The 19,653-nt window shown below is 31.3% G+C and carries 19 protein-coding genes and 1 tRNA gene; 17 read left to right on the forward strand and 3 right to left on the reverse strand.

Annotation, left to right across the window (positions count from 1 at the left end; translation table 11 throughout):
* Positions 1 to 94 precede the first annotated feature (94 nt).
* Positions 95 to 1,546: a M20/M25/M40 family metallo-hydrolase gene (locus B4G36_RS09295; protein ID WP_291063552.1), complete on the forward strand. Its 1,452-nt coding sequence runs from the start codon at positions 95 to 97 to the stop codon at positions 1,544 to 1,546.
* 73 nt (positions 1,547 to 1,619) lie between these two features.
* Here the strand turns inward: B4G36_RS09295 and B4G36_RS09300 are convergent, their stop codons facing one another.
* Positions 1,620 to 2,975: an orotate phosphoribosyltransferase gene (locus B4G36_RS09300; protein WP_291063554.1), complete on the reverse strand. Its 1,356-nt coding sequence runs from the start codon at positions 2,973 to 2,975 to the stop codon at positions 1,620 to 1,622.
* Between the two features lie 159 nt (positions 2,976 to 3,134).
* The gene (locus B4G36_RS09305) at positions 3,135 to 3,599 is read right to left on the reverse strand and encodes a hypothetical protein (protein WP_286495705.1); all 465 of its coding nucleotides are present in this window, start codon (positions 3,597 to 3,599) and stop codon (positions 3,135 to 3,137) included.
* A gap of 125 nt (positions 3,600 to 3,724) precedes the next feature.
* Here B4G36_RS09305 and B4G36_RS09310 point away from each other — a divergent pair, with 125 nt between their 5' ends.
* The 14 genes from B4G36_RS09310 (at position 3,725) to B4G36_RS09375 (ending at position 17,910) form a co-directional block, all read left to right on the forward strand.
* The gene (locus B4G36_RS09310; RefSeq protein ID WP_291063556.1) at positions 3,725 to 4,843 is read left to right on the forward strand and encodes a C1 family peptidase; all 1,119 of its coding nucleotides are present in this window, start codon (positions 3,725 to 3,727) and stop codon (positions 4,841 to 4,843) included.
* 12 nt (positions 4,844 to 4,855) lie between these two features.
* The gene (gene nadA / locus B4G36_RS09315; RefSeq protein WP_286495703.1) at positions 4,856 to 5,860 is read left to right on the forward strand and encodes a quinolinate synthase NadA; all 1,005 of its coding nucleotides are present in this window, start codon (positions 4,856 to 4,858) and stop codon (positions 5,858 to 5,860) included.
* Positions 5,860 to 7,425 carry an L-aspartate oxidase gene (nadB, locus tag B4G36_RS09320; RefSeq protein ID WP_291063558.1) on the forward strand — a complete coding sequence of 522 codons (1,566 nt, stop codon included), beginning with the start codon at positions 5,860 to 5,862 and terminating at the stop codon, positions 7,423 to 7,425. Before nadA ends, nadB begins: the two co-directional genes overlap by 1 nt.
* Entirely contained in the window at positions 7,425 to 8,315 is an 891-nt protein-coding gene (locus tag B4G36_RS09325; protein ID WP_038337118.1) for a hypothetical protein, read from the forward strand. The genes nadB and B4G36_RS09325 overlap by 1 nt, the downstream gene beginning before the upstream one ends.
* Positions 8,315 to 9,178 carry a carboxylating nicotinate-nucleotide diphosphorylase gene (gene nadC, locus B4G36_RS09330; protein WP_291063561.1) on the forward strand — a complete coding sequence of 288 codons (864 nt, stop codon included), beginning with the start codon at positions 8,315 to 8,317 and terminating at the stop codon, positions 9,176 to 9,178. The genes B4G36_RS09325 and nadC overlap by 1 nt, the downstream gene beginning before the upstream one ends.
* A 463-nt stretch (positions 9,179 to 9,641) precedes the next feature.
* Complete coding sequence (locus B4G36_RS09335; protein WP_225538886.1) at positions 9,642 to 12,158, forward strand: TonB-dependent receptor; 2,517 nt, start codon at positions 9,642 to 9,644, stop codon at positions 12,156 to 12,158.
* An 81-nt stretch (positions 12,159 to 12,239) separates the two neighbouring features.
* Positions 12,240 to 13,196: a S66 peptidase family protein gene (locus B4G36_RS09340; RefSeq protein ID WP_291063565.1), complete on the forward strand. Its 957-nt coding sequence runs from the start codon at positions 12,240 to 12,242 to the stop codon at positions 13,194 to 13,196.
* Entirely contained in the window at positions 13,183 to 13,818 is a 636-nt protein-coding gene (gene upp, locus B4G36_RS09345; protein ID WP_291063567.1) for a uracil phosphoribosyltransferase, read from the forward strand. Before B4G36_RS09340 ends, upp begins: the two co-directional genes overlap by 14 nt.
* Before the next feature lie 9 nt (positions 13,819 to 13,827).
* A complete protein-coding gene (locus B4G36_RS09350; RefSeq protein WP_291063569.1) occupies positions 13,828 to 14,193 on the forward strand; it encodes a YraN family protein in 366 nt (121 codons plus the stop codon).
* A 9-nt stretch (positions 14,194 to 14,202) separates the two neighbouring features.
* Positions 14,203 to 14,874: a DedA family protein gene (locus B4G36_RS09355; protein WP_180905395.1), complete on the forward strand. Its 672-nt coding sequence runs from the start codon at positions 14,203 to 14,205 to the stop codon at positions 14,872 to 14,874.
* Positions 14,875 to 14,924: 50 nt separating this feature from the next.
* Positions 14,925 to 15,563 carry a VTT domain-containing protein gene (locus B4G36_RS09360; protein ID WP_114998694.1) on the forward strand — a complete coding sequence of 213 codons (639 nt, stop codon included), beginning with the start codon at positions 14,925 to 14,927 and terminating at the stop codon, positions 15,561 to 15,563.
* 3 nt (positions 15,564 to 15,566) lie between these two features.
* Entirely contained in the window at positions 15,567 to 16,169 is a 603-nt protein-coding gene (locus tag B4G36_RS09365) for a hypothetical protein (protein ID WP_114998695.1), read from the forward strand.
* Between the two features lie 48 nt (positions 16,170 to 16,217).
* Entirely contained in the window at positions 16,218 to 16,739 is a 522-nt protein-coding gene (locus tag B4G36_RS09370; RefSeq protein WP_291063571.1) for a DUF4833 domain-containing protein, read from the forward strand.
* A 46-nt stretch (positions 16,740 to 16,785) separates the two neighbouring features.
* A complete protein-coding gene (locus B4G36_RS09375) occupies positions 16,786 to 17,910 on the forward strand; it encodes a GNAT family N-acetyltransferase (RefSeq protein ID WP_291063573.1) in 1,125 nt (374 codons plus the stop codon).
* A 412-nt stretch (positions 17,911 to 18,322) separates the two neighbouring features.
* Here B4G36_RS09375 and B4G36_RS09380 read toward each other — a convergent pair.
* A tRNA-Leu gene (locus B4G36_RS09380) sits at positions 18,323 to 18,404 on the reverse strand.
* 117 nt (positions 18,405 to 18,521) lie between these two features.
* Between B4G36_RS09380 and B4G36_RS09385 the strand changes: the two genes are divergently transcribed.
* Together B4G36_RS09385 and aat are read left to right on the forward strand one after the other, a co-directional pair.
* Complete coding sequence (locus B4G36_RS09385) at positions 18,522 to 18,893, forward strand: DUF3127 domain-containing protein (protein ID WP_291063575.1); 372 nt, start codon at positions 18,522 to 18,524, stop codon at positions 18,891 to 18,893.
* 82 nt (positions 18,894 to 18,975) lie between these two features.
* Positions 18,976 to 19,608, forward strand: coding sequence for a leucyl/phenylalanyl-tRNA--protein transferase (gene aat, locus B4G36_RS09390; protein WP_291063577.1), 633 nt, complete (start codon positions 18,976 to 18,978; stop codon positions 19,606 to 19,608).
* Positions 19,609 to 19,653 lie beyond the last annotated feature (45 nt).

The raw sequence follows: 19,653 nt of genomic DNA on the forward strand, positions 1-19,653 counted from the left end.
TAAAAAATCCATCGAAAGATGGATTTTTTTATTTGAAATAAATTTGATAAAAGTTTATTAATCATATATTTGTTTTACATTAATATGATTTTTTATGAAAACTAAACTTTTACTACTTACCACATTTTTATTGAATGGGCTTTATTCTTTTGCGCAATCCAGAGAAAATTTCATTTTTGCGACAATGGAGACTGAGAATGCCGCTTTTTTACAAAAAAATCATACGGATTCTATTGAAATAATTTCTTCAAAAAATAATTTTTCTGCTATTTATTTTCATCCAGAAATTGCTGAAAGTTTACATGGAAAATTTGCCCATGGACATGGTTATATTTTTAGAAATTCGAAAGAAGATGCACTACAATCACTTCAAGAAAAGCCATCTCAGAAAAAAGCACCTTTCAATTATACCATTTCAGAACAAGCTTTTATAACTACGGCATTGAATGATGTTGATGTCAAAGAAATTGAGAAAACAATTTTGATGTTAGAAGATTTCAAAACGCGTTATCATAAACGACAAGAAGCAAATAATGCGGTTCTTAAATTGAAAGAAGTTTGGGTGAAAATGATTGCTGATGCAGGACGAACTGACGTATTTGTAAGAATCGTTGATCATGTGAATACGCCAATGAAGTCGTTGATTTTGACTTTTAATGGAATTGAAAAGAAAGATGAATTTGTGATTATTGGAGGTCATGCCGATTCGACTGTTGGTTGGAATGCAAATCAAACTTTTGCACCAGGAGCAGATGATAATGCATCTGGAATTGCAACAATTACAGAAGTTTTGCGTGTGTTGTTAAAAAATAATTTCAAACCGCAACGAACTACCGAAATTATGGCTTATGCAGCAGAAGAAATAGGTTTGGTAGGGTCGAAAGAAATTGCGCAGAAATACGCTTCGGAGAATAAAAATGTAATAGGTTATGTACAATTTGATATGACGAATTACAAAGGTTCTGCAAAGGATGTTATTTTGATGACGGATGCTTATTGTGATGCAAATCTCAATTCGTTTTTGATGAAATTGATGTACGAATATAACACAACTGGTTTGCATCAATTTACATATGATACGTCAAAATGTGGTTATGGATGTTCTGATCATTTTAGTTGGTACGAAAATGGTTTTGCAGCAACTTTACCTTTTGAAGCTAAAATGGGAGAAGATAATCCTTATATACATTCTGTAAACGATACCTATGCTTCAATGGGAAGTACGTCTACACACGCAGCAAAATTTACGAAATTAGGAATTGAATATGTGGTTGAAGCGGCTAAGACCTCAACTTTAGGAACAAATGATGTCGATAAAAATTCGTCTAAAATTTTTGTTTCAAATAAAATATTGAGTTATCAACTAAATTTTAATGCATCAATTTCGATAAAAATTATAGATGCAACTGGACGAACTGTTAAAATGTTTAATTCTGATCAATCAAACGGAAGTGTAAATTTGTCTAATTTATCAACAGGGTTTTATATAGCTACAATTAATGACAATCAAGGAAATTCTATTTCTCATAAATTTGTATTGAAGTAAAATTCAAACGAAATAAAAAACAAAAAGCAAGCTTAATTTAGCTTGCTTTATATTTTTAAAATTTATCTAAATCTTAGTTATTCAAACTTTGTAAGTAAGAAACCCAACCTAAAGTTTGGTATTCTTTAGCTGCAGTTTTTACATCAGCAGCTTTGTAAATTCCACGACCAACAATCATAAAGTCTGTGTGGTAATTTTTGAAAACCAATTCAGGCGTATTGTACTGTTGTCCTTTATTATCTCCAGTCGAAGAAATACTAACACCAGGTGTAAACAACAACAAGTTATCAGGAACTTGGCGTTGCGCAACAGCTCCCAAAACATTTCCAGATTGTTCCGAAACATTAATTGCTTTTGTAAAGTAATAATCGTCTGTCAATGTTCCTTTCGAAGACATTTCTACAATTGTGATTACGCCTGTATTTTCGAAAACTTTTAATGATTCTAAACCTCCAATTGGATGAACAGTTACTAAATCTGCCCAATCAGAAATTTTATAAATCGATTTCTTGAATTGTAATTCTTGTGTATTTCCGATATCACCAAATTTACGGTCTTCGAATAATAAGAATTCTTTTTCGCGTGCGATTTTTTTCAATTCAACAATTAAATTGTCCGAAAAATCTTGAATAATATCTGAATGTAATTTTAAAGCAACAACATGATCACCAACTTTACCAGCGAAATCAATAATTTCTTCAGAAGTAATTAAATCAGCAGAAGCAATCAAGTTAGATTGTTTTTTAAGTGCTAATTCAACTAAACGTTTTCCAACTGGATGTACAATTTTTTTGTTTTCCAATGCAATACGTTGTTTTGCAGGAGCCGCTTCTGGAGGTAAAGCTAAAAAGTCTTTGATTTTTTTCGCTTCATCATCACTCAAACGGTGATATTTATGTAAAATATCGATTACTTCGTGAATTGTAAATAACGTTTTCACGTTGTACCCTTGTTCTTTTAATTTGTCTGAACCACCTTGTGCACGGTCTAAAACAACAACCAAATCTTTTACACGTAAACCTTCGCGTTCAACTTGATCAATTGTTTCTAATAAAGATTGTCCAGATGTAATCACATCTTCGACCAAAAGACAAGATTGTCCTTCGGAAAAAACACCTTCTACCATACGTTTAGTTCCATATCCTTTATTCTCTTTACGTTTGATAATCAAAGGAATATTCGATGTTAAACTCATTGTAGTCGCCATTGGTAATGCTGCGTAAGGCACACCACAAATCAAATCGTAGTCAACATCTTCTACTAAATCTAATAAGTTGTTTGCTAAAGTTTTTAATAATTGTGGACTCGAAGCCAAAGGTCTTAAATCGACATAGAAAGGAGATTCTATACCACTTTTTAAAGTAAAATTTCCAAATTTTATAATTCCCAGCTCGTAAGCTTTCAATAAAAAATCTTCTCTTGGTTGCATCTGTGTAATGTTTGAGCAAAGTTAATAGGTTTTTGAGTCATTTATGGCATTTTCACGAAAATTAATTTTAAGATGAATAAAAATTGAATATTTATACTGATTTGATTTATAATTTGTTCGAAAAATGAAATATTATGTATTTAAAATAAATGAAAATTTTTAATTAATGTTATTTTTTATTGAATCAATAGTACATCTTATGTTTTCTAAATCTTCTTCGCTATTAAATGTAAAATTATCACCAAAAGGATCAATAGCTCTTGATATAAAAAAGAACTTTTTGTTATTTATTTTGATATAATTTAAATATGGAAGTACAAATTGATTAATTTCTTGAACTTCATTAAGATTAAATGTTTTTTTTGAAAATACCTTTTTAATTGTAAGTTGGTTAATGTTATTATCTAACACTATTTCATTAATCTGATAATTAATCCGAATAAAAACACATAAAATTAGTATAAATGAAATACAAAAAATCAAGACATCATATTTATTTTTTGCAATTATTTCGTCTAAATAAGTGAAAATAATTACTGAAGTAAATAGAATTAATATGTTTAAAACAATTATAATAAGCACATTATAAAAACTATTATATTTTCTACTAATATATTCTTTCATTTATAAGAATTAAATATTTACGTAAAAATATAATTTTTATGTAATTCAGAAAAGAAGTTTTCGTTCTACATTTTATAATAAAACTTCATAAAATAACTTTACTTTTGAAATCTATACAAACACAAATGAAAAAATATATATTCGCTAGCATCGCTTTTGTAAGTATGTTGGTTTCGGCACAAGAAACACCTTTCAAATTTAAGGAATTAGTTAATAATTCTGCACTTCCTATTATTTCGCAAGGAAAAACGGGAACTTGTTGGTCATTTTCGACAACTTCTTTTTTAGAATCGGAAGTGAAGCGTTTGACAGGAAAAGATGTCGATTTATCGGAAATGTATAATGTGCGTTTTACTTATCCTGTAAAAGCGTATAATTATGTATATCGCCAAGGAAAAGCACAGTTTAGTCAAGGAGGTTTGTCGCATGATGTTTTAAATTCGGTTCGTAAAAATGGATTAGTTCCAAACGAAGTTTATGCAGGTTTTGCGAATGGAACAGATGTGAAGCATAACCACGAAATGTTGGTAAAAGATTTGAAAGTTGGATTAGATTCGATTGTAAAAAATCCTAAAAAATATTTAACAGCAGATTGGAAATCAAAATTTGATCAAAAATTGAATGATAAATTAGGTGTTCCTCCAACAAAATTTAAGTTCGAAGGAAAAGAATATACACCACAAGAATTTGCAAAAGCCTTGAAAATAAATCCTGATGATTATGTAACCTTGACATCTTTTCAGCAAGCGCCATATTATTCACAATTTATTTTGCAAGTGCCAGATAATTTCTCAAATGGTTCATATTATAATTTACCGTTAGATGAATATATGAAGGTCTTGGACGAAGCATTATATAAAGGATATACAGCAGCTTTTGATACAGATGTTTCTGAAAAAACATTTTCTAAAAAGTATGGAATGGCAATTTGGCCTTCAGAAGGTTTAGAATCAGATTATTTTGTTCAGATTTTACCTGAAAAATGGGTTTCTGCTGATGAGCGTCAAGCTGCTTTTGAAGATTATTCGACAGAAGACGACCATTTAATGCATATTACAGGAATTTTGAAAGATCAATTGGGAAATCAATATTATGATGTAAAAAATTCTTGGGGAACAACAGATTTAGGAAATAATGGACACATTTATATGTCGAAACCATATTTCAGAATGAAATCAATTGCTTTTACAGTGCACAAAGATGCGTTGTCAAAAGAAGTGAAAAAGCAATTAGGTGTTAAATAAAATCACTCACAAATGAATACATTAGAACAAGCGATAGAAAAGTTAGATTATAAAGGTTATTTGGATGTTGAAATTCCAAAAGGAACTGATTTGATTGCGGAAATCAATAAATTACGCAAAGAGAAAAATGCGGTGATTTTGGCGCATTATTATCAGTCAGGAGAAATTCAGGATTTAGCAGATTATTTAGGTGATTCGTTACAATTGGCACGTGCTGCTGCAAAAACTGAAGCTGATATGATTGTTTTTTGTGGTGTTCATTTTATGGCAGAAGCTGCAAAGATTTTGAACCCTTCTAAAAAAGTTGTTTTACCCGATACAAAAGCGGGTTGTTCTTTAGCAGATTCTTGTTCGGCAGAAGGTTTACGTGGTTTGCGTGAGCAACATCCAAATGCGATTGTAGTGAGTTATATCAATTGTGATGCGGGTGTTAAAGCGGAATCAGATATTATTGTTACTTCTTCTAATGCGGAAGCGATTATTAATTCGTTGCCAGAAGAGCAAGAAATTATTTTTGCTCCAGATCGTAATTTAGGTCGATACTTAAATCAAGTTTGTAATCGCAAAATGATTTTGTGGGACGGTGCTTGTATCGTACATGAGGCGTTTTCTTTGGAAAGAATTGCACAACAAATGGCTGATCATCCAAATGCTAAATTAATTGCGCATCCAGAAGCGCAAGAAGATTTATTGAAATTCGCACATTTCATTGGCTCAACGTCTCGTTTGTTAGATTATGTGGTAGAAAATGATGCGCAAGAATTTATTGTGGCAACGGAAGAAGGAATTTTACACGAAATGCAAAAACTTGCTCCGAATAAAACATTAATTCCAGCTTTGGTTCAAGATGAATCGTGTAATTGTTCTGAATGTTTTTATATGAAATTATCAACATTAGAAAAATTATATCTGTGCATGAAATATGAATTGCCAGAAATTCAAATAGAAGAAGAATTACGAGTTAAAGCGTTAGCTGCAATTAATAGAATGTTAGATTTATCAGAAAAAATCAAATAATGGCTATTCAAGATGTATTAGTCATTGGTTCTGGAATTGCTGGACTTTCGTATGCGTTGAAAATCGCGATTCGAAATCCTGATGCGAAAATTACCATTGTAACCAAAGCAAATAAAGACGAAACCAATACGAAATATGCGCAAGGCGGAGTAGCTGTTGTGAGCGATTTCGAGAAAGATAGTTTCGAGAAACATATCGAAGATACGCTTCGTGCAGGAGATGGTTTGTGTAAGTTGGAAGCGGCTGAGGTTGTCGTAAAAGAAGCACCAGAACGTATCAATGAAATTATAGATTGGGGCGTTCGTTTTGATAAAAATAACGAAGGAATTTATGACCTTGGTCGTGAAGGTGGACATACCGAAAACAGAATTGTTCATCATAAAGATGTGACAGGTTGGGAGATTGAGCGCGCGATGTTAGAAGCAATCAAAGAATATCCAAATATTCAAGTTTTTACGCATCATTTTGTAGTAGATTTGATTACAGAACATCATTTGAATCGTGATATAGCAGAGAAAACAACATGTTTTGGTGCATATATTTTAGATTTGAATACAGATAAAGTTGAACAACATTTAGCCAAAGTAACTTTGTTAGCAACAGGCGGAGTTGGTCATGTTTATAAAAATACGACGAATCCAATCATTGCAACTGGCGATGGAATTGGGTTGGCTCGACGTGCGAAAGCAACCGTTTCGGGAATGCAATTTATTCAGTTTCATCCAACGGCTTTTTACAGCGAATTTGATGGACAGTTATTTCTGATTTCGGAAGCTGTTCGTGGTTTTGGTGCGAAATTGCGTACGAAAGATGGCCAGTTGTTTATGCACAAATATGATGAACGTGAAGAATTGGCTTCTCGTGATATTGTGGCGCGTGCGATTGATAATGAAATGAAATTGCGCGGAGATGATTATGTTTATATTGATTGTCGACACTTAGAGAAAGAAAAATTCTTGGAACATTTCCCTAATATTTACGAAAAATGTAAATCCGAAGGCTACGATATGTTTACCGAATTGGTTCCGGTTGTTCCTGCTTCGCATTATTTGTGTGGTGGAATTGACGTCGATTTAGAAGGAAAAACATCTATCGAGAATTTGTTTGCGGTTGGCGAATGTTCTAATACGGGTTTACATGGTGCAAATCGTTTGGCTTCGAATTCGTTGTTAGAAGCGATGGTTTTTGGTCATCGTGCAGCGTTAAAAACGGTCGATTTATTAAATGATAATCAATTTTCGATTTATAATTTTGAGTTTCCAGAATGGAACGAAGAAGGCATGAAAGTGCAAGAAGAATTAGTATTGATTTCTTATTTACGCAAACAATTACAAGCGATGATGAGCGAATTGGTCGGAATTGTACGAAGCGATAATCGTTTGCAAATTGCACAAAATCGTATCAATGAAATCGAGAAAATGGTCAAAGAAATTTATTATTTTACGATTGTTTCACCTAAAATTTTAGAACTTCGAAATTTGGTTGATGTCGCACATTTAATCATTGAGCAAAGTATCAATCAAAAAGAAAATCGAGGAACTTTTTATAACAAAGATTTTAATTAATGAAGAAATTATTTCTGTTCGTTACATGTTTTGCAATGAGTTTTTCTTTTGCTCAAAATTCGAAAGAAAAACAAAACGTAAGTTTGACTTTTGGTAAAGAAGCCAAGAAAGCGGTTGTGTATTTTGGTTGTGAAAATTTAAAAGAAAATAGCGAGCTACAAGCATGTATGAACAAAAATTTGAATCAAGATATTCAAACTCAAATTTCATTCTTTTCTAATATTGCTGATTATCTTCATATCGAAACTGCTCAATCTAAATTAGGTTTTAAAATTAATGAAGATGGTAATTTTGGAGATGTCTCGACTGATGGTTCGAATCCAATTTTTAATAGTGTAGCATTGTCTAGTTTAGTTTTGTTGAATAATAAAATGGAGCGAGCTAATCTAAAAATAACTCCTGCAAAAGGAGTTGATGGAAAAGCAGTTGCAATGAAATATACAATGCCTTTACGTTACGAATCGGCAGAAAAAAATAATGATTTTGAGAAGTTCCCTTCGGAAAATCGTGTATTGTTTACTTTAAAAACTGATGAAGAAACGATTGAAGTAAGAATTGATAAAGAATTTAATTTAACAACTTTTGGTAATAACGGAAGTCGGGAATATTATTTAGGAAAGTTTTCTAATCTTTTCGAAATGGCTTCTATCGATCCTTATGCAACCGCTTTTGATGCGGCTTTCAAATCTGGAGCAATAGATATTACAAAAGGTAAAATTGATGACAAAGAATATAAACTTCAGATCAAAAATTTCTTCGAAAATGATCCTTCAGTACAAGTGTTGATTACTGTTGTGCGCGAAGAAAATGGTACTTGGGCCGAGTATTACGAATACAAAACCAAGAAAGAATTTAATCAATCAAAATTTGCATCCTTAACATATAGATAATGAATTTTCCTCCATATATCACACAAGAAAAATTACAACTTTTTATTCGTCAAGCTTTTTTAGAAGACGTTGGCGATGGCGACCATTCAACGTTAGCGTCGGTTCCGTATGATGCAATTCAAGAAGCGGAACTGAAAGTGAAAGATAACGGAATAATTGCTGGAATTGAATTAGCGAAAATTATTTTTGATACGTTTGATCCATCTTTAAAAATAGAACAATATATAAATGATGGCGATAAAGTACAATTTGGAGATGTTGCTTTCAAAGTAAAAGGATCTTCACAATCAATTTTAACTTGCGAACGATTAGCGTTGAATTGTATGCAGAGAATGTCTGGAATTGCAACTTATGCGCACGAAATGATGGAATTGGTAAGCGGTACAAATGCCAAAATTTTGGATACACGAAAAACAACACCTAATTTCCGAATGATCGAAAAATGGGCAGTTAAAATTGGAGGAGCAGAGAATCATCGTTTTGGTTTATACGATATGGTGATGTTAAAAGATAATCATGTCGATTTTTGTGGAAATATTACAAAAGCGGTTGCGCAAACCAAAGATTATTTGTCAAAACATCATTTACATTTAAAAATAGAAGTGGAAACGCGTAATATGGATGAGGTAAAAGAAGCTTTGGATGCAAATGTAGATTTTATTATGTTGGATAATTTTGATCTTGAAACGATGAAAGAAGCGGTTCAATATATAAATGGGCGAATAAAAACGGAAGCTTCGGGCGGAATTACAAAAGAATCTGTTCGAGCAATTGCCGAAACGGGTGTTGATTTTATTTCTTCTGGTGCGATTATTCATTCCGCTTCCAACTTTGACTTAAGTTTAAAAGCAGTGAAAGCTTAGTTTTTTAACATTTTAATTTTTTTATTGTTGTAAGAATACTAAATAATAGATTTTAACGTTAGCTATATTGTATTTGAATAATTTGTTTTAAAATATATTAGTATCAGCTTATAAATAAAAAAGTTATTGGATAATATTTTATTAATACTGATTCTAAATAGTGAAATTTTAATTACTTTTCTCTTTTTAAAATGAAAAATAACAATCTAAAACAAGAAAAAAATGTTAATTTTTAATGTTTTTATTATGTTAAATTTTGATTAAATGTTTAAAAATATTTAAAAATCTTCAATTTTTTTTCATGTAATTTAGTTTATTGTTTGTTTTTAAGGGGGGATTTTATTGATATGATAATTAATATTTAAGTTATTCAAGAAAAGTTTAAAAATTTACCATAATTTAACAATAATCTCATTTAAAGTGTAGAACTTTGCGAAAGTAAACTTTTAAACTATTTCAAAAGATGAGGTTAAACTCAACTAAGCTTTTACTTGTAGGAGCTTTTGCCTTAATGGCATCATTATCTTTCGCCCAAGTTGTTGAACCAACAGATTCTACAAAGGTTGAACAGGACGAAAACGTATCTTTAGGAGAAACATTAATCATTGGTAAAGGAGTTATTGATGTTGCGGAAAACCGTAAAACACCAGTTGCTAACACAATTATCACAAAAGAAGAAATTCAAGATAAAGCTGTTGGTAATGTTGAATTCCCTGAAATCATGAAAAACTCTCCATCTGTATATGTAGCTGACCAAGCTTCTGGATTTGGAGATGCTAAAATGTTTTTACGTGGTTTCGATCAGTCAAACACAGCTTACTTATTAAACGGACAACCAATTAATGGTATGGAAGACGGTAATGTATACTGGTCTAACTGGTCTTCTATGACTGATGTTGCAAACGTTATTGATGTACAACGTGGTTTAGGATCTTCTAAATTAGCTATTTCTTCTGTAGGTGGAACAGTAAATATTGTAACAAAAGCTACAGAATTAAGACAAGGAGGATTTGTTCGTTATGTAGCTGGAAATGACTCTTACCAAAAAGCGACTGTAGGGTATAACACAGGTATGAAAGGTAAATGGGGAGCTTCTATTTTATTAGATTATTGGACTGCTCATCGTAAATATGCACGTGGAACAGGAGGAGAAGGACAATCATATTTTGTGTCTGTTGGGTACAAACCAAATGATCGTCACCAATTCAACTGGATGTTATTTGGAGCACCACAAGAGCATGATCAAAATTACTCTAAGCCTTTAACGACAACTTATAATAAAAATGGATCTGTAAACACTCCAGGTTATGATATGACTGGTCGTAAAGGTAATTCTAACTATGGTTTTTACAATGGAGAACCATTATCGTTAAGAACAAATTATTACCACAAACCAGTTACTAATTTAAACTGGGATTGGACAATTAATGAAAATGCATCTTTATCTACAGTTTTATATGCGTCTATGGGACGTGGTGGAGGAACAGGTAATTTAGGTAGAGGATTATTTAGTTTATCTCAAGATGGCTATAATGTATTTACTCAAGACGGGGCTATTAACTGGAATGAGGTTGAAAGATATAATAAAACTATCGATGGAGGTATTGGTTCAGGAACATCTTCATCATCTTCTAAAGGGATGGTTTTGAGAGCTTCTGTTAATAATCATTTATGGTACGGAGGAGTAACAAACTTCAACTATGATACAAAAACAGGTTGGGCTTTTAACGTAGGAGCAGATGTGCGTTTCTATGAAGGTGATCACTTCCAGCAGGTTGTAAATTATTTAGGATTGAATGGTCGTCAAGAAAATAACAAAAATAGATCAAACAATTTAATAACTAATACATATAAAGCGAAACCATGGGCTTCTTTATTTAATTCAGCTGATAAAGAAGATCGTGTAAATTACGATAACTCGGAAAAAATTAACTATCAAGGTGGTTTTGGACAAGTAGAGTATTCTAATGACATCTTCTCTGCTTTTGTTCAAGGAGCTATTTCTAATCAGTCTTACCAAAAATTTGACCGTTGGAATTATAACGCTGATCACAAAGATGTTGTTAGTGGAGTTGTTTCTTATAAAAATGGAGAGGCAAAATCTAAAGTTCGCAATAAAACTGGATGGAACATTAAAGGAGGTATAGCATTGAATATTACTCAAGAAAACAAAATTTTTGTTAACGCTGGTAAATATTCTCGTCAAGCATTCTTAGATAATGTTTTTATGCAAAATACAGTTAGTTTCATCGATCCAGCAATTGATAACGAAGAGATCTTAGGTTTAGAGGCTGGATATAAATATATGACTCGAAACTTAAATGTTAATATTAATGCTTATTATACTAAGTGGGAAAATCGTGCAGATTCTTATACAGCAAATGGATACTATGTTGGTGAGGATTTTGTTCAACAAGATGTACGTTTCTTATTAACAGGAATTACTCAATTACATAAAGGTATAGAAATAGATTTTAATACAAAAGTTAATAGAGATTGGACTATTAGAGGATATGCTTCATATGGAGATTGGAAATATGATGGTAATGCTAATTATAGAATCCAAGATCAAAATAGTAGCTCAATTGTTATTGACAATAAACCTGTTAATTTAGATGGTGTAAAAGTTGGTAATGCTGCACAATTTACATTTGGTATGGGTACGAAAGTAAATGTAGCTAAAGGATTATCTTTTGATACTGATTTCAACTATTTCGCGAGACTATATGAAAATGTAAATGTAGTTGATATTGTAAAATCAGAACTTAAAGGCAATGATTATTTAAATGTTCCTTTAAGACCATATGCAATTGTTGATTTAGGTGCAACCTATGAATTTAAATTTGGTTCTCAAAAAATTAGATTCAGAGGTAACATTAAAAACTTATTCAATGATCAATACTTATCTCGTAAAGATGGTTATGGTTACTTCTGGGGATTAGGTAGAACTTGGAATGCAGGTGTTACATATAATTTCTAAGATAAATTTTATAAATAATAAAAAGACGAACTTTTATAGTTCGTCTTTTTTTTGTGTTTACCTTTGATGAAAATTTGTAAAATGATTCAGCCTGATTTTTTAAAAGAAGGGGATAAAATAGCAATAGTAGCTCCTGCAAAGCGAATGCTCAAAGGAGAATTAGAAGAAACAATTGAGCTCATAAAATCTTGGAAATTAGTTCCAGTTTTAGGGAAAAATATTTATGCCGAATATGATTTTGGTTATCGATATGCAGGCACAGATGAAATGAGAACAGAAGATTTTCAGTGGGCATTAGATGACCATGAGATAAAAGCGATTTGGTGTGCTAGAGGAGGTTATGGTTCTGTGAAAATTATTGATGAACTTGATTTAACGAAGTTTACTAAAAATCCAAAATGGATCATTGGTTATTCTGATATCACTGTTTTTCACAATCATTTTAATCGATTAGGATATCAAACTTTACACGCGGTTACAGCAAAAAAATTAGCAAATACCGAATATCATCCAACATCCTATCAAAGTATTTATGAAGTACTATTTGGACATGAAATTAATTACGAAATTCAATCACATGCTTACAATAATTTAGGCGAAGCAAATGGAGAATTAATAGGAGGAAATCTTTCGATTGTTTATTCACTTTTAGGGAGCGAATCTGCGATTACAAATCCTACGGATAAGATTTTATTTTTAGAAGATTGGTTTGAGAGTTGGTATGCGGTCGACCGAATGTTGATGAATCTTAAACGAAACGGAATTCTTACTCATGTAAACGGCATTGTTTTAGGAAACTTTACGCATATGGATACGGAAGAAGAAAATGCTGAAAACTACAATCATCCATTCGATCCAAAAACGTATGAAGTCATTCATAGTTATACAAAAAAAATAAATATTCCAATTGCTTTCGGATTTCCTGCAGGACATACAGGTCACAATGTTGCGCTAAAAATGGGTGCAAAAGTTCAGTTAAATGTTACTTCAAATAATGTAACTTTGCATCATTATACAAACATATATGAAACAAGATAATTTAACAGTCATTTCTCACCCGTTGGTAAAAGCAAAAATTACGCAAATGCGTGATAAAAACACAACAACGAAAGAATTTGGTGAATTAGTAGACGAAATTTCAGGTTTGATGTGTTACGAAATTACACGTAACATCGAGCTTGAAGAAGTAGAAGTTGAAACGCCAATTACCAAAACAATCGGTTACAAATTAAAAGGAAATGATATGACTATCGTTCCAATTTTACGTGCAGGATTGGGAATGGTAAAAGGAATTCATCAATTAATTCCTACCGCTAAAGTTGGTCATATTGGGCTTTACCGCGATCATGATACATTACAACCAGTTGAATATTTGTGTAAACTCCCAACTGATTTAGATTCTCGGGATGTAATTTTGGTTGATCCAATGTTAGCAACAGGAGGTTCTGCAATCAAAGCAATCGAAATTTTAAAAGAAAAAGGAGCAAAATCTGTTCGTTTAGCTTGTTTAGTTGGTTGTCCAGAAGGAGTGGAAGCTGTACAAAATGTTTATCCAGAAGTTCCAATTTTCTTGGCTGCTTTGGATGAAAAATTGAATGAAAATGGATATATCGTTCCAGGTTTAGGTGATGCTGGAGATCGTTTGTACGGAACAAAATAATTTTTTTGAATGAGTATTAGTTACGATTTCGGAAAAGAAGCAGAAAATTTTGCTGTTAATTATTTAATCCAAAATGGATACAAAATATTGGCTCGAAATTATTTTTACAGAAAAGCCGAAATCGATATTATTGCTCAATTTGAAAATGAGATTGTTATTATAGAGGTTAAGAGTCGTACTTCAAATTATGTTGCGGAGCCAGAAAGTTCTATTAACACAAAGAAGAAGAAATTGTTAATTCTTGCCGCAGATGATTTTATTCAGAAAAATAATTTTATTTCTGAGGTAAGATTTGATATTTTAGCACTTTTAAAAAAACAACAATCTTGGAGCGTAAATCATATCAAAAATGCATTTAATGCTTCGGAAATTTAATCAACTTTTATGGAAGTATTTATGAGTCTTTTTGACTTTATTATGCATATCGACCAACATTTAGCAGAGTTTGCAAATGAATATGGTTTGTGGTTGTATGCAATTTTATTTTTAATCATTTTCGTGGAAACAGGTGTAGTTGTGATGCCTTTTTTACCTGGAGATTCATTGTTGTTTGCGGCAGGGATGTTAGCTGCACAAGAAACAAATGATATGAATGTGTGGATTATGATTGCAATTCTTTTGGTGGCCGCGATACTCGGTGATACATTGAATTATACCATCGGAAAGAAAGTTGGTTACAAAGCAACTAAAGTTAAGATTTTTGGTAAAAATTTCATCCAAGAAGAACATATCAATAAAACGCACGAATTCTACGAAAAATACGGTTCAAAAACCATTGTAATTGCACGTTTTGTACCAATTGTAAGAACTTTAGCGCCTTTCGTTGCAGGAATTGGGAGAATGGGATACTCTATTTTCATTACATATAATGTGATTGGAGCCGTGTTATGGGTTGTTGGTTTAACACTTATTGGATACTTTTTAGGAAATATAGAATGGGTTCAAAATAATTTTTCTAAAGTAATTTTAGGAATAACAATCGCTTCTGTACTTCCAATTTTAGTGGAAATTATCAAAGAAAAGTTCGGCAAAAAAAAGGTAGCTGAACAAGAATAACTATAAAAACTTAACTCGACTTCGGTCGAGTTTTTTTATACCTTTAAATCATGGAAATTTTAGATTATATTCTACATATCGATAAATATTTAGAAACCATTTTGAATGATTATCAACATTGGTTTTACTTGATTTTATTTCTCTTAATCTTTATCGAAACAGGTTTGGTTGTCATGCCTTTTTTACCTGGCGATTCGCTTTTATTTGCAGCAGGGATGTTAGCTGCGGCTTTTCCAGCTCAACTCAATATTTATATTGTATTAGGTTTACTTTGGATCGCGGCAATTGCAGGCGACACAGTCAATTATACGATTGGGAAAACCTTAGGAACGAAATTAGTTACAACTAAAATTTTCGGTAAACGAATTATTAAAGATTCTGCGATACTAAAGACCGAAGATTTCTTTACAAAATATGGTTCAAAAACCATTGTAATTGCGCGTTTTGTTCCGATTGTAAGAACGCTTGCACCTTTCGTTGCAGGGATTTCTAAAATGCATTATGGCACATTTATCAAATATAATTTTATCGGAGGAACAATTTGGGTTTTCGGGATTACATTGGCTGGCTATTTCCTTGGAACAATTCCATTTATCAAAAACAATTTCGAAATTGTCGTAATGGCAATTATTGTGTTTTCTTTGGTTCCAATTATTGTAGAATTCGTCAAAGAGAAAATAAAAAAATAAAAAATGAGTACAGAAAATTCGATTTTCATCATCTTACTTTTGTTGATAATCTTTTTACCAATTATTTTATTTATCATTGAGTCTCAAAAAGAATATAAACACGAAAATGATGAAGTTATTCGCGTCAAAATTGGTTTTTTAAGCTATATTTCAGTTTTTAATATGATTCTTTTTGCAATTCTTTGTCTTACTTTTTTATTTATAGCTTATCAATTATTGTTTGTGACAGATTTCATTTTAACTAACATAATTATTGGAATGATTTTTTTGATACTATTCTTTGTTTTTACCATTCCAGTTGCCAATACTTACAATCATCTCTTACATGAATCTAAGCGAGAAATTTATTTTTTCAGGAATAAAAAGGTTTTGTTCGTTGTAGAAAAAGAATCAGAAATTACTATTGATTTAGAAGATGAAATGATTGAAATCAATCACGAAGTTTCTAATAAAAGTTCTAAATATCAAACTGGTCATGGTAAATATAATTTTATTCAGAATGATGAAATTATTCCAATTTCAGATTTAATCAAATTTCCGCAAGATTTTCTTGATCAAAATAATATTGAGCAAGTTAAAGTTTCGAAACTTTTTATTTGGATTTAGATAATCATTCAAATAATTCCTATCTTCTATTTTTAAAAATATCAATCAATGAAAAACCTATTAATTATTTGTTCTATCCTTTTTTCTTTTGTTGTAAATGCACAACAAGGTTATCCTGTTCCTCCAAAATCAGAAAATAGACTATTTTATATTCAACACAACGACAATAGAAATACGTTTGTTTACGATGCACTTTTTTCGAGCAAAGGAATTTTAGATGCTAACAATCCAGTTGATATTTATCGCATTCTTTATGCTGAAGATGGTTCAAAAAAGCCCTTGACTTCTATACAAAAGAAATTGGCATATGGTTTAGATATTAAGAAAATTGAAAAGAATGTTTTTCAGTTGACATTGGTTTCTTATCCAACTCAAAAATTAACGCTTAAGCTTGATTCTCAAAAAAATCCAATTGTTCAAACAACTGTTAATAACAAGTTGATAACACTGAATCGTGTTTTCTTAAAACAGAAGAAAGGAACGGCTGGAATCTCCGTAAAGCTTGATTATATTTTATTTTACGGAAAAGATAAAAACGGAAAATCTGTAGAAGAGAAAATTGTTCTCTAAAAAAATCTCCCTAAATTAGAATCTGTAAGACGCAATTTAATAGCATATGATCGAAGTAAGAGAGGTGAATACGCCAAGTGAAATGAAGAAATTTGTCGATTTACCTTTTGAAGTGTATAAAGATAATCCGTATTGGGTGCCTTCTTTAAAGAAAGATGAACTCGCAAGTTTTGATAAAAATAATGCAATTTTTGAGACGGTAGACGCTAACTATTTTTTAGCTTACAAAGGAAAAGAAGTAGTTGGACGAATTGTTTCGATTATTAATTGGACCGAAGTAAAAGAAATTGGAAAGACTAAAATTCGTTTTGGTTGGTTAGTTTTTAAAGATGATATCAACATTTTAAAAGCTTTATTAACAACTGTTGAAAACATTGCTAAAAATAATAAACTGAGTTATATAGAAGGTCCGATGGGATTTTCGAATATGGATAAAGCTGGATTATTAACAGAAGGATTTGATAAAGTTGCCACTTTGATCGGTTTATATAATTACGAATATTATCCAATATATTTGCAAGAATTAGGTTATCAACCAAAAGCCGAGTGGTTAGAATATTCTATTGATATTGCGAATTTGGGCAAGGTAAAGCAAATGGATAAATTGTGTGAAATGCTCAAAAAACGTTACGAAATAGATACGTATAAATTTGATACAATTAACGAAATGTTACCTTATGTAGACGAAATGTTTGATTTGTTGAATGTGACGTATGCAGAATTGCAAAGTTTTGTTCCGATAGAAAAATTTCAGGTTGAGCATTACAAAAAGAAATATCTAAAATTTCTTCATCCCGATTTTATTTCATGTGTAAAAGATAAAAACAACAAAATGATTGCTTTTGCGATTACGATGCCTTCATTTTCAAAAGCTTTTCAGAAAACGAAAGGAAAATTGTTCCCATTTGGTTGGTGGCATTTGATGCAAGCGCAAAAAAAGAACGATCATGTCGAATTTTATTTGATTGGAATTCATCCTCATTATCAAAATAAAGGTGTTAACGCCTTGATTTTTAAAGAGCTTTATGATCGATTTATAGCGAGAGGAATTAAAATTTTAGAGACCAATCCTTTGCTAGAGGAGAATACAAAAGTGCAACAATTATGGAAAAACTTTGATCCGGTTATCCATAAACGTAGAAAAACATTTTATAAAGATATAGAAGCATAAAAAAATGGTTAGAATCTAAATTCTAACCATTTTCTATATCAATTAAGGTTGTGGCTGATAATTTTTCGCATTATCTTCAGCATCATCATCAAACTAATCTCCAAATTTTTGCTTAACAGATTCTTTGATTTGATTCTATTTTTCTTCTAAATAATTATAAATTAATGTTTAAAAAAATGAAGAATAATTTCCTTAGAAAACTGCGAAGTAAATCAAAATAATGATGATAATCACAACCACTATAAATTCAAAAATGGGAATAGTTCTTCCACCAGATTTCAAATTTCTTTTTCTTTTCGAATACATACCAAACAACTTGTAACCAAATAATTATCTAAATTTATAAAAAATATTATAAAGTAATAAGTCATAAAAAAAGACTTTGAAATATTTTTCAAAGTCTTTGCTGTTGTACGGGCGGGGAGACTCGAACTCCCACACCTTGCGGCACTAGATCCTAAGTCTAGCGTGTCTACCAATTCCACCACGCCCGCTAAAATCTCACCGATTTGGATTGCAAATATACACAAGTTTTCTTTCTAACAAAATTTCGAAATAAAATTTTTTTAATCTTTTTTTACATTCTAAATTTGTACAAAGCTTTTACAAAAATGGAAATTACAGGAAGAATTAAGAAAGTATTTGAAACTCAAAATATTACTGCAAGTTTCAAGAAAAGAGAATTTGTTGTTACAACGCAAGAACAATATCCACAAGATATTTTAATTGAGCTTACACAAGATAAGACTGATGTGTTGAATGCTTACAAACCTGGTGATGAAGTGAAAGTTTCTATCAATATTCGTGGTCGTGAGTGGATTAATCCAGAAGGAGTAGCAAGATATTTTAATACAATCCAAGCGTGGAGAATTGAGAATATGGCGAATGCAGCTGCACAAGCACCTCAAGGTTACGATAATTTTGAACCAGCGCCTCCAGTAGATACTTTTTCTAATGGAGATGATGATGATTTACCATTCTAAGGAAAAAAACATCAATTAATACTAAACGTGTTCTTTATTGGACACGTTTTTTTAATTTTATATAAATTATACACAAAACGATATGTATTGGTTAAGTTCTGATTTAATCTTTCCTGATTACGATGAAGTGAATAGCGAGGGAATTATAGCTGTTGGAGGAGATCTTTCGCCAGAACGCCTAATTTTGGCTTATCAGAAAGGAATTTTTCCTTGGTTTAATGAAGAAGATCCAATTATTTGGTGGTTTCCTCAAGATCGATTTGTTTTATTTCCAGAAAATTTACATGTTTCGAAATCGATGAAGAAAGTTTTTCGAGATCAAATATTTACGTATTCAGAAAATAAAGCGTTTCGAGAAGTGATTACAAATTGTTCGCAAGCGTATAGAAAAGATCAGGACGGAACATGGATTACAAATGATATGATTGAAGCATATTGTACGTTACATGAAATGGGAATTGCTAAAAGTATTGAAGTTTGGCAAAACGACGAATTGGTTGGTGGTTTTTATGGAGTTGATATGGACGATGTTTTTTGTGGAGAAAGTATGTTTGCGAAAGTGAGCAATGCTTCTAAAGCTGGTTTTATACAATTTGTAGCAAAATATCATAAGAAATATAAGTTGATCGATTGTCAAGTTTATACCGAACATTTAGCGAGTCTGGGTGCAATGGAAATTCCGAGTGATGTTTTTTTGGAATATTTAGAGAAATAAAAAAATCCGACAATATTAATTTTGTCGGATTTTTTAATGATTTAC

This window comes from Empedobacter sp. UBA3239, from assembly GCF_002362875.1.
Lineage (GTDB): Bacteria > Bacteroidota > Bacteroidia > Flavobacteriales > Weeksellaceae > Empedobacter > Empedobacter falsenii_B.

Bases quoted from the DNA above. Each gene is read 5' to 3' on its own strand.
- B4G36_RS09310 (WP_291063556.1), top strand. From the start codon at position 3,725: ATGAAAAAATATATATTCGCTAGCATCGCTTTTGTAAGTATGTTGGTT.
- B4G36_RS09375 (WP_291063573.1), top strand. From the start codon at position 16,786: ATGATCGAAGTAAGAGAGGTGAATACGCCAAGTGAAATGAAGAAATTT.
- B4G36_RS09340 (WP_291063565.1), top strand. From the start codon at position 12,240: ATGATTCAGCCTGATTTTTTAAAAGAAGGGGATAAAATAGCAATAGTA.
- B4G36_RS09295 (WP_291063552.1), top strand. From the start codon at position 95: ATGAAAACTAAACTTTTACTACTTACCACATTTTTATTGAATGGGCTT.
- upp (WP_291063567.1), top strand. From the start codon at position 13,183: ATGAAACAAGATAATTTAACAGTCATTTCTCACCCGTTGGTAAAAGCA.
- B4G36_RS09325 (WP_038337118.1), top strand. From the start codon at position 7,425: ATGAAGAAATTATTTCTGTTCGTTACATGTTTTGCAATGAGTTTTTCT.
- B4G36_RS09350 (WP_291063569.1), top strand. From the start codon at position 13,828: ATGAGTATTAGTTACGATTTCGGAAAAGAAGCAGAAAATTTTGCTGTT.
- B4G36_RS09385 (WP_291063575.1), top strand. From the start codon at position 18,522: ATGGAAATTACAGGAAGAATTAAGAAAGTATTTGAAACTCAAAATATT.
- nadC (WP_291063561.1), top strand. From the start codon at position 8,315: ATGAATTTTCCTCCATATATCACACAAGAAAAATTACAACTTTTTATT.
- B4G36_RS09355 (WP_180905395.1), top strand. From the start codon at position 14,203: ATGGAAGTATTTATGAGTCTTTTTGACTTTATTATGCATATCGACCAA.
- B4G36_RS09335 (WP_225538886.1), top strand. From the start codon at position 9,642: ATGAGGTTAAACTCAACTAAGCTTTTACTTGTAGGAGCTTTTGCCTTA.
- B4G36_RS09360 (WP_114998694.1), top strand. From the start codon at position 14,925: ATGGAAATTTTAGATTATATTCTACATATCGATAAATATTTAGAAACC.
- B4G36_RS09305 (WP_286495705.1), bottom strand. From the start codon at position 3,599: ATGAAAGAATATATTAGTAGAAAATATAATAGTTTTTATAATGTGCTT.
- nadB (WP_291063558.1), top strand. From the start codon at position 5,860: ATGGCTATTCAAGATGTATTAGTCATTGGTTCTGGAATTGCTGGACTT.
- B4G36_RS09365 (WP_114998695.1), top strand. From the start codon at position 15,567: ATGAGTACAGAAAATTCGATTTTCATCATCTTACTTTTGTTGATAATC.
- B4G36_RS09370 (WP_291063571.1), top strand. From the start codon at position 16,218: ATGAAAAACCTATTAATTATTTGTTCTATCCTTTTTTCTTTTGTTGTA.
- nadA (WP_286495703.1), top strand. From the start codon at position 4,856: ATGAATACATTAGAACAAGCGATAGAAAAGTTAGATTATAAAGGTTAT.
- B4G36_RS09300 (WP_291063554.1), bottom strand. From the start codon at position 2,975: ATGCAACCAAGAGAAGATTTTTTATTGAAAGCTTACGAGCTGGGAATT.
- aat (WP_291063577.1), top strand. From the start codon at position 18,976: ATGTATTGGTTAAGTTCTGATTTAATCTTTCCTGATTACGATGAAGTG.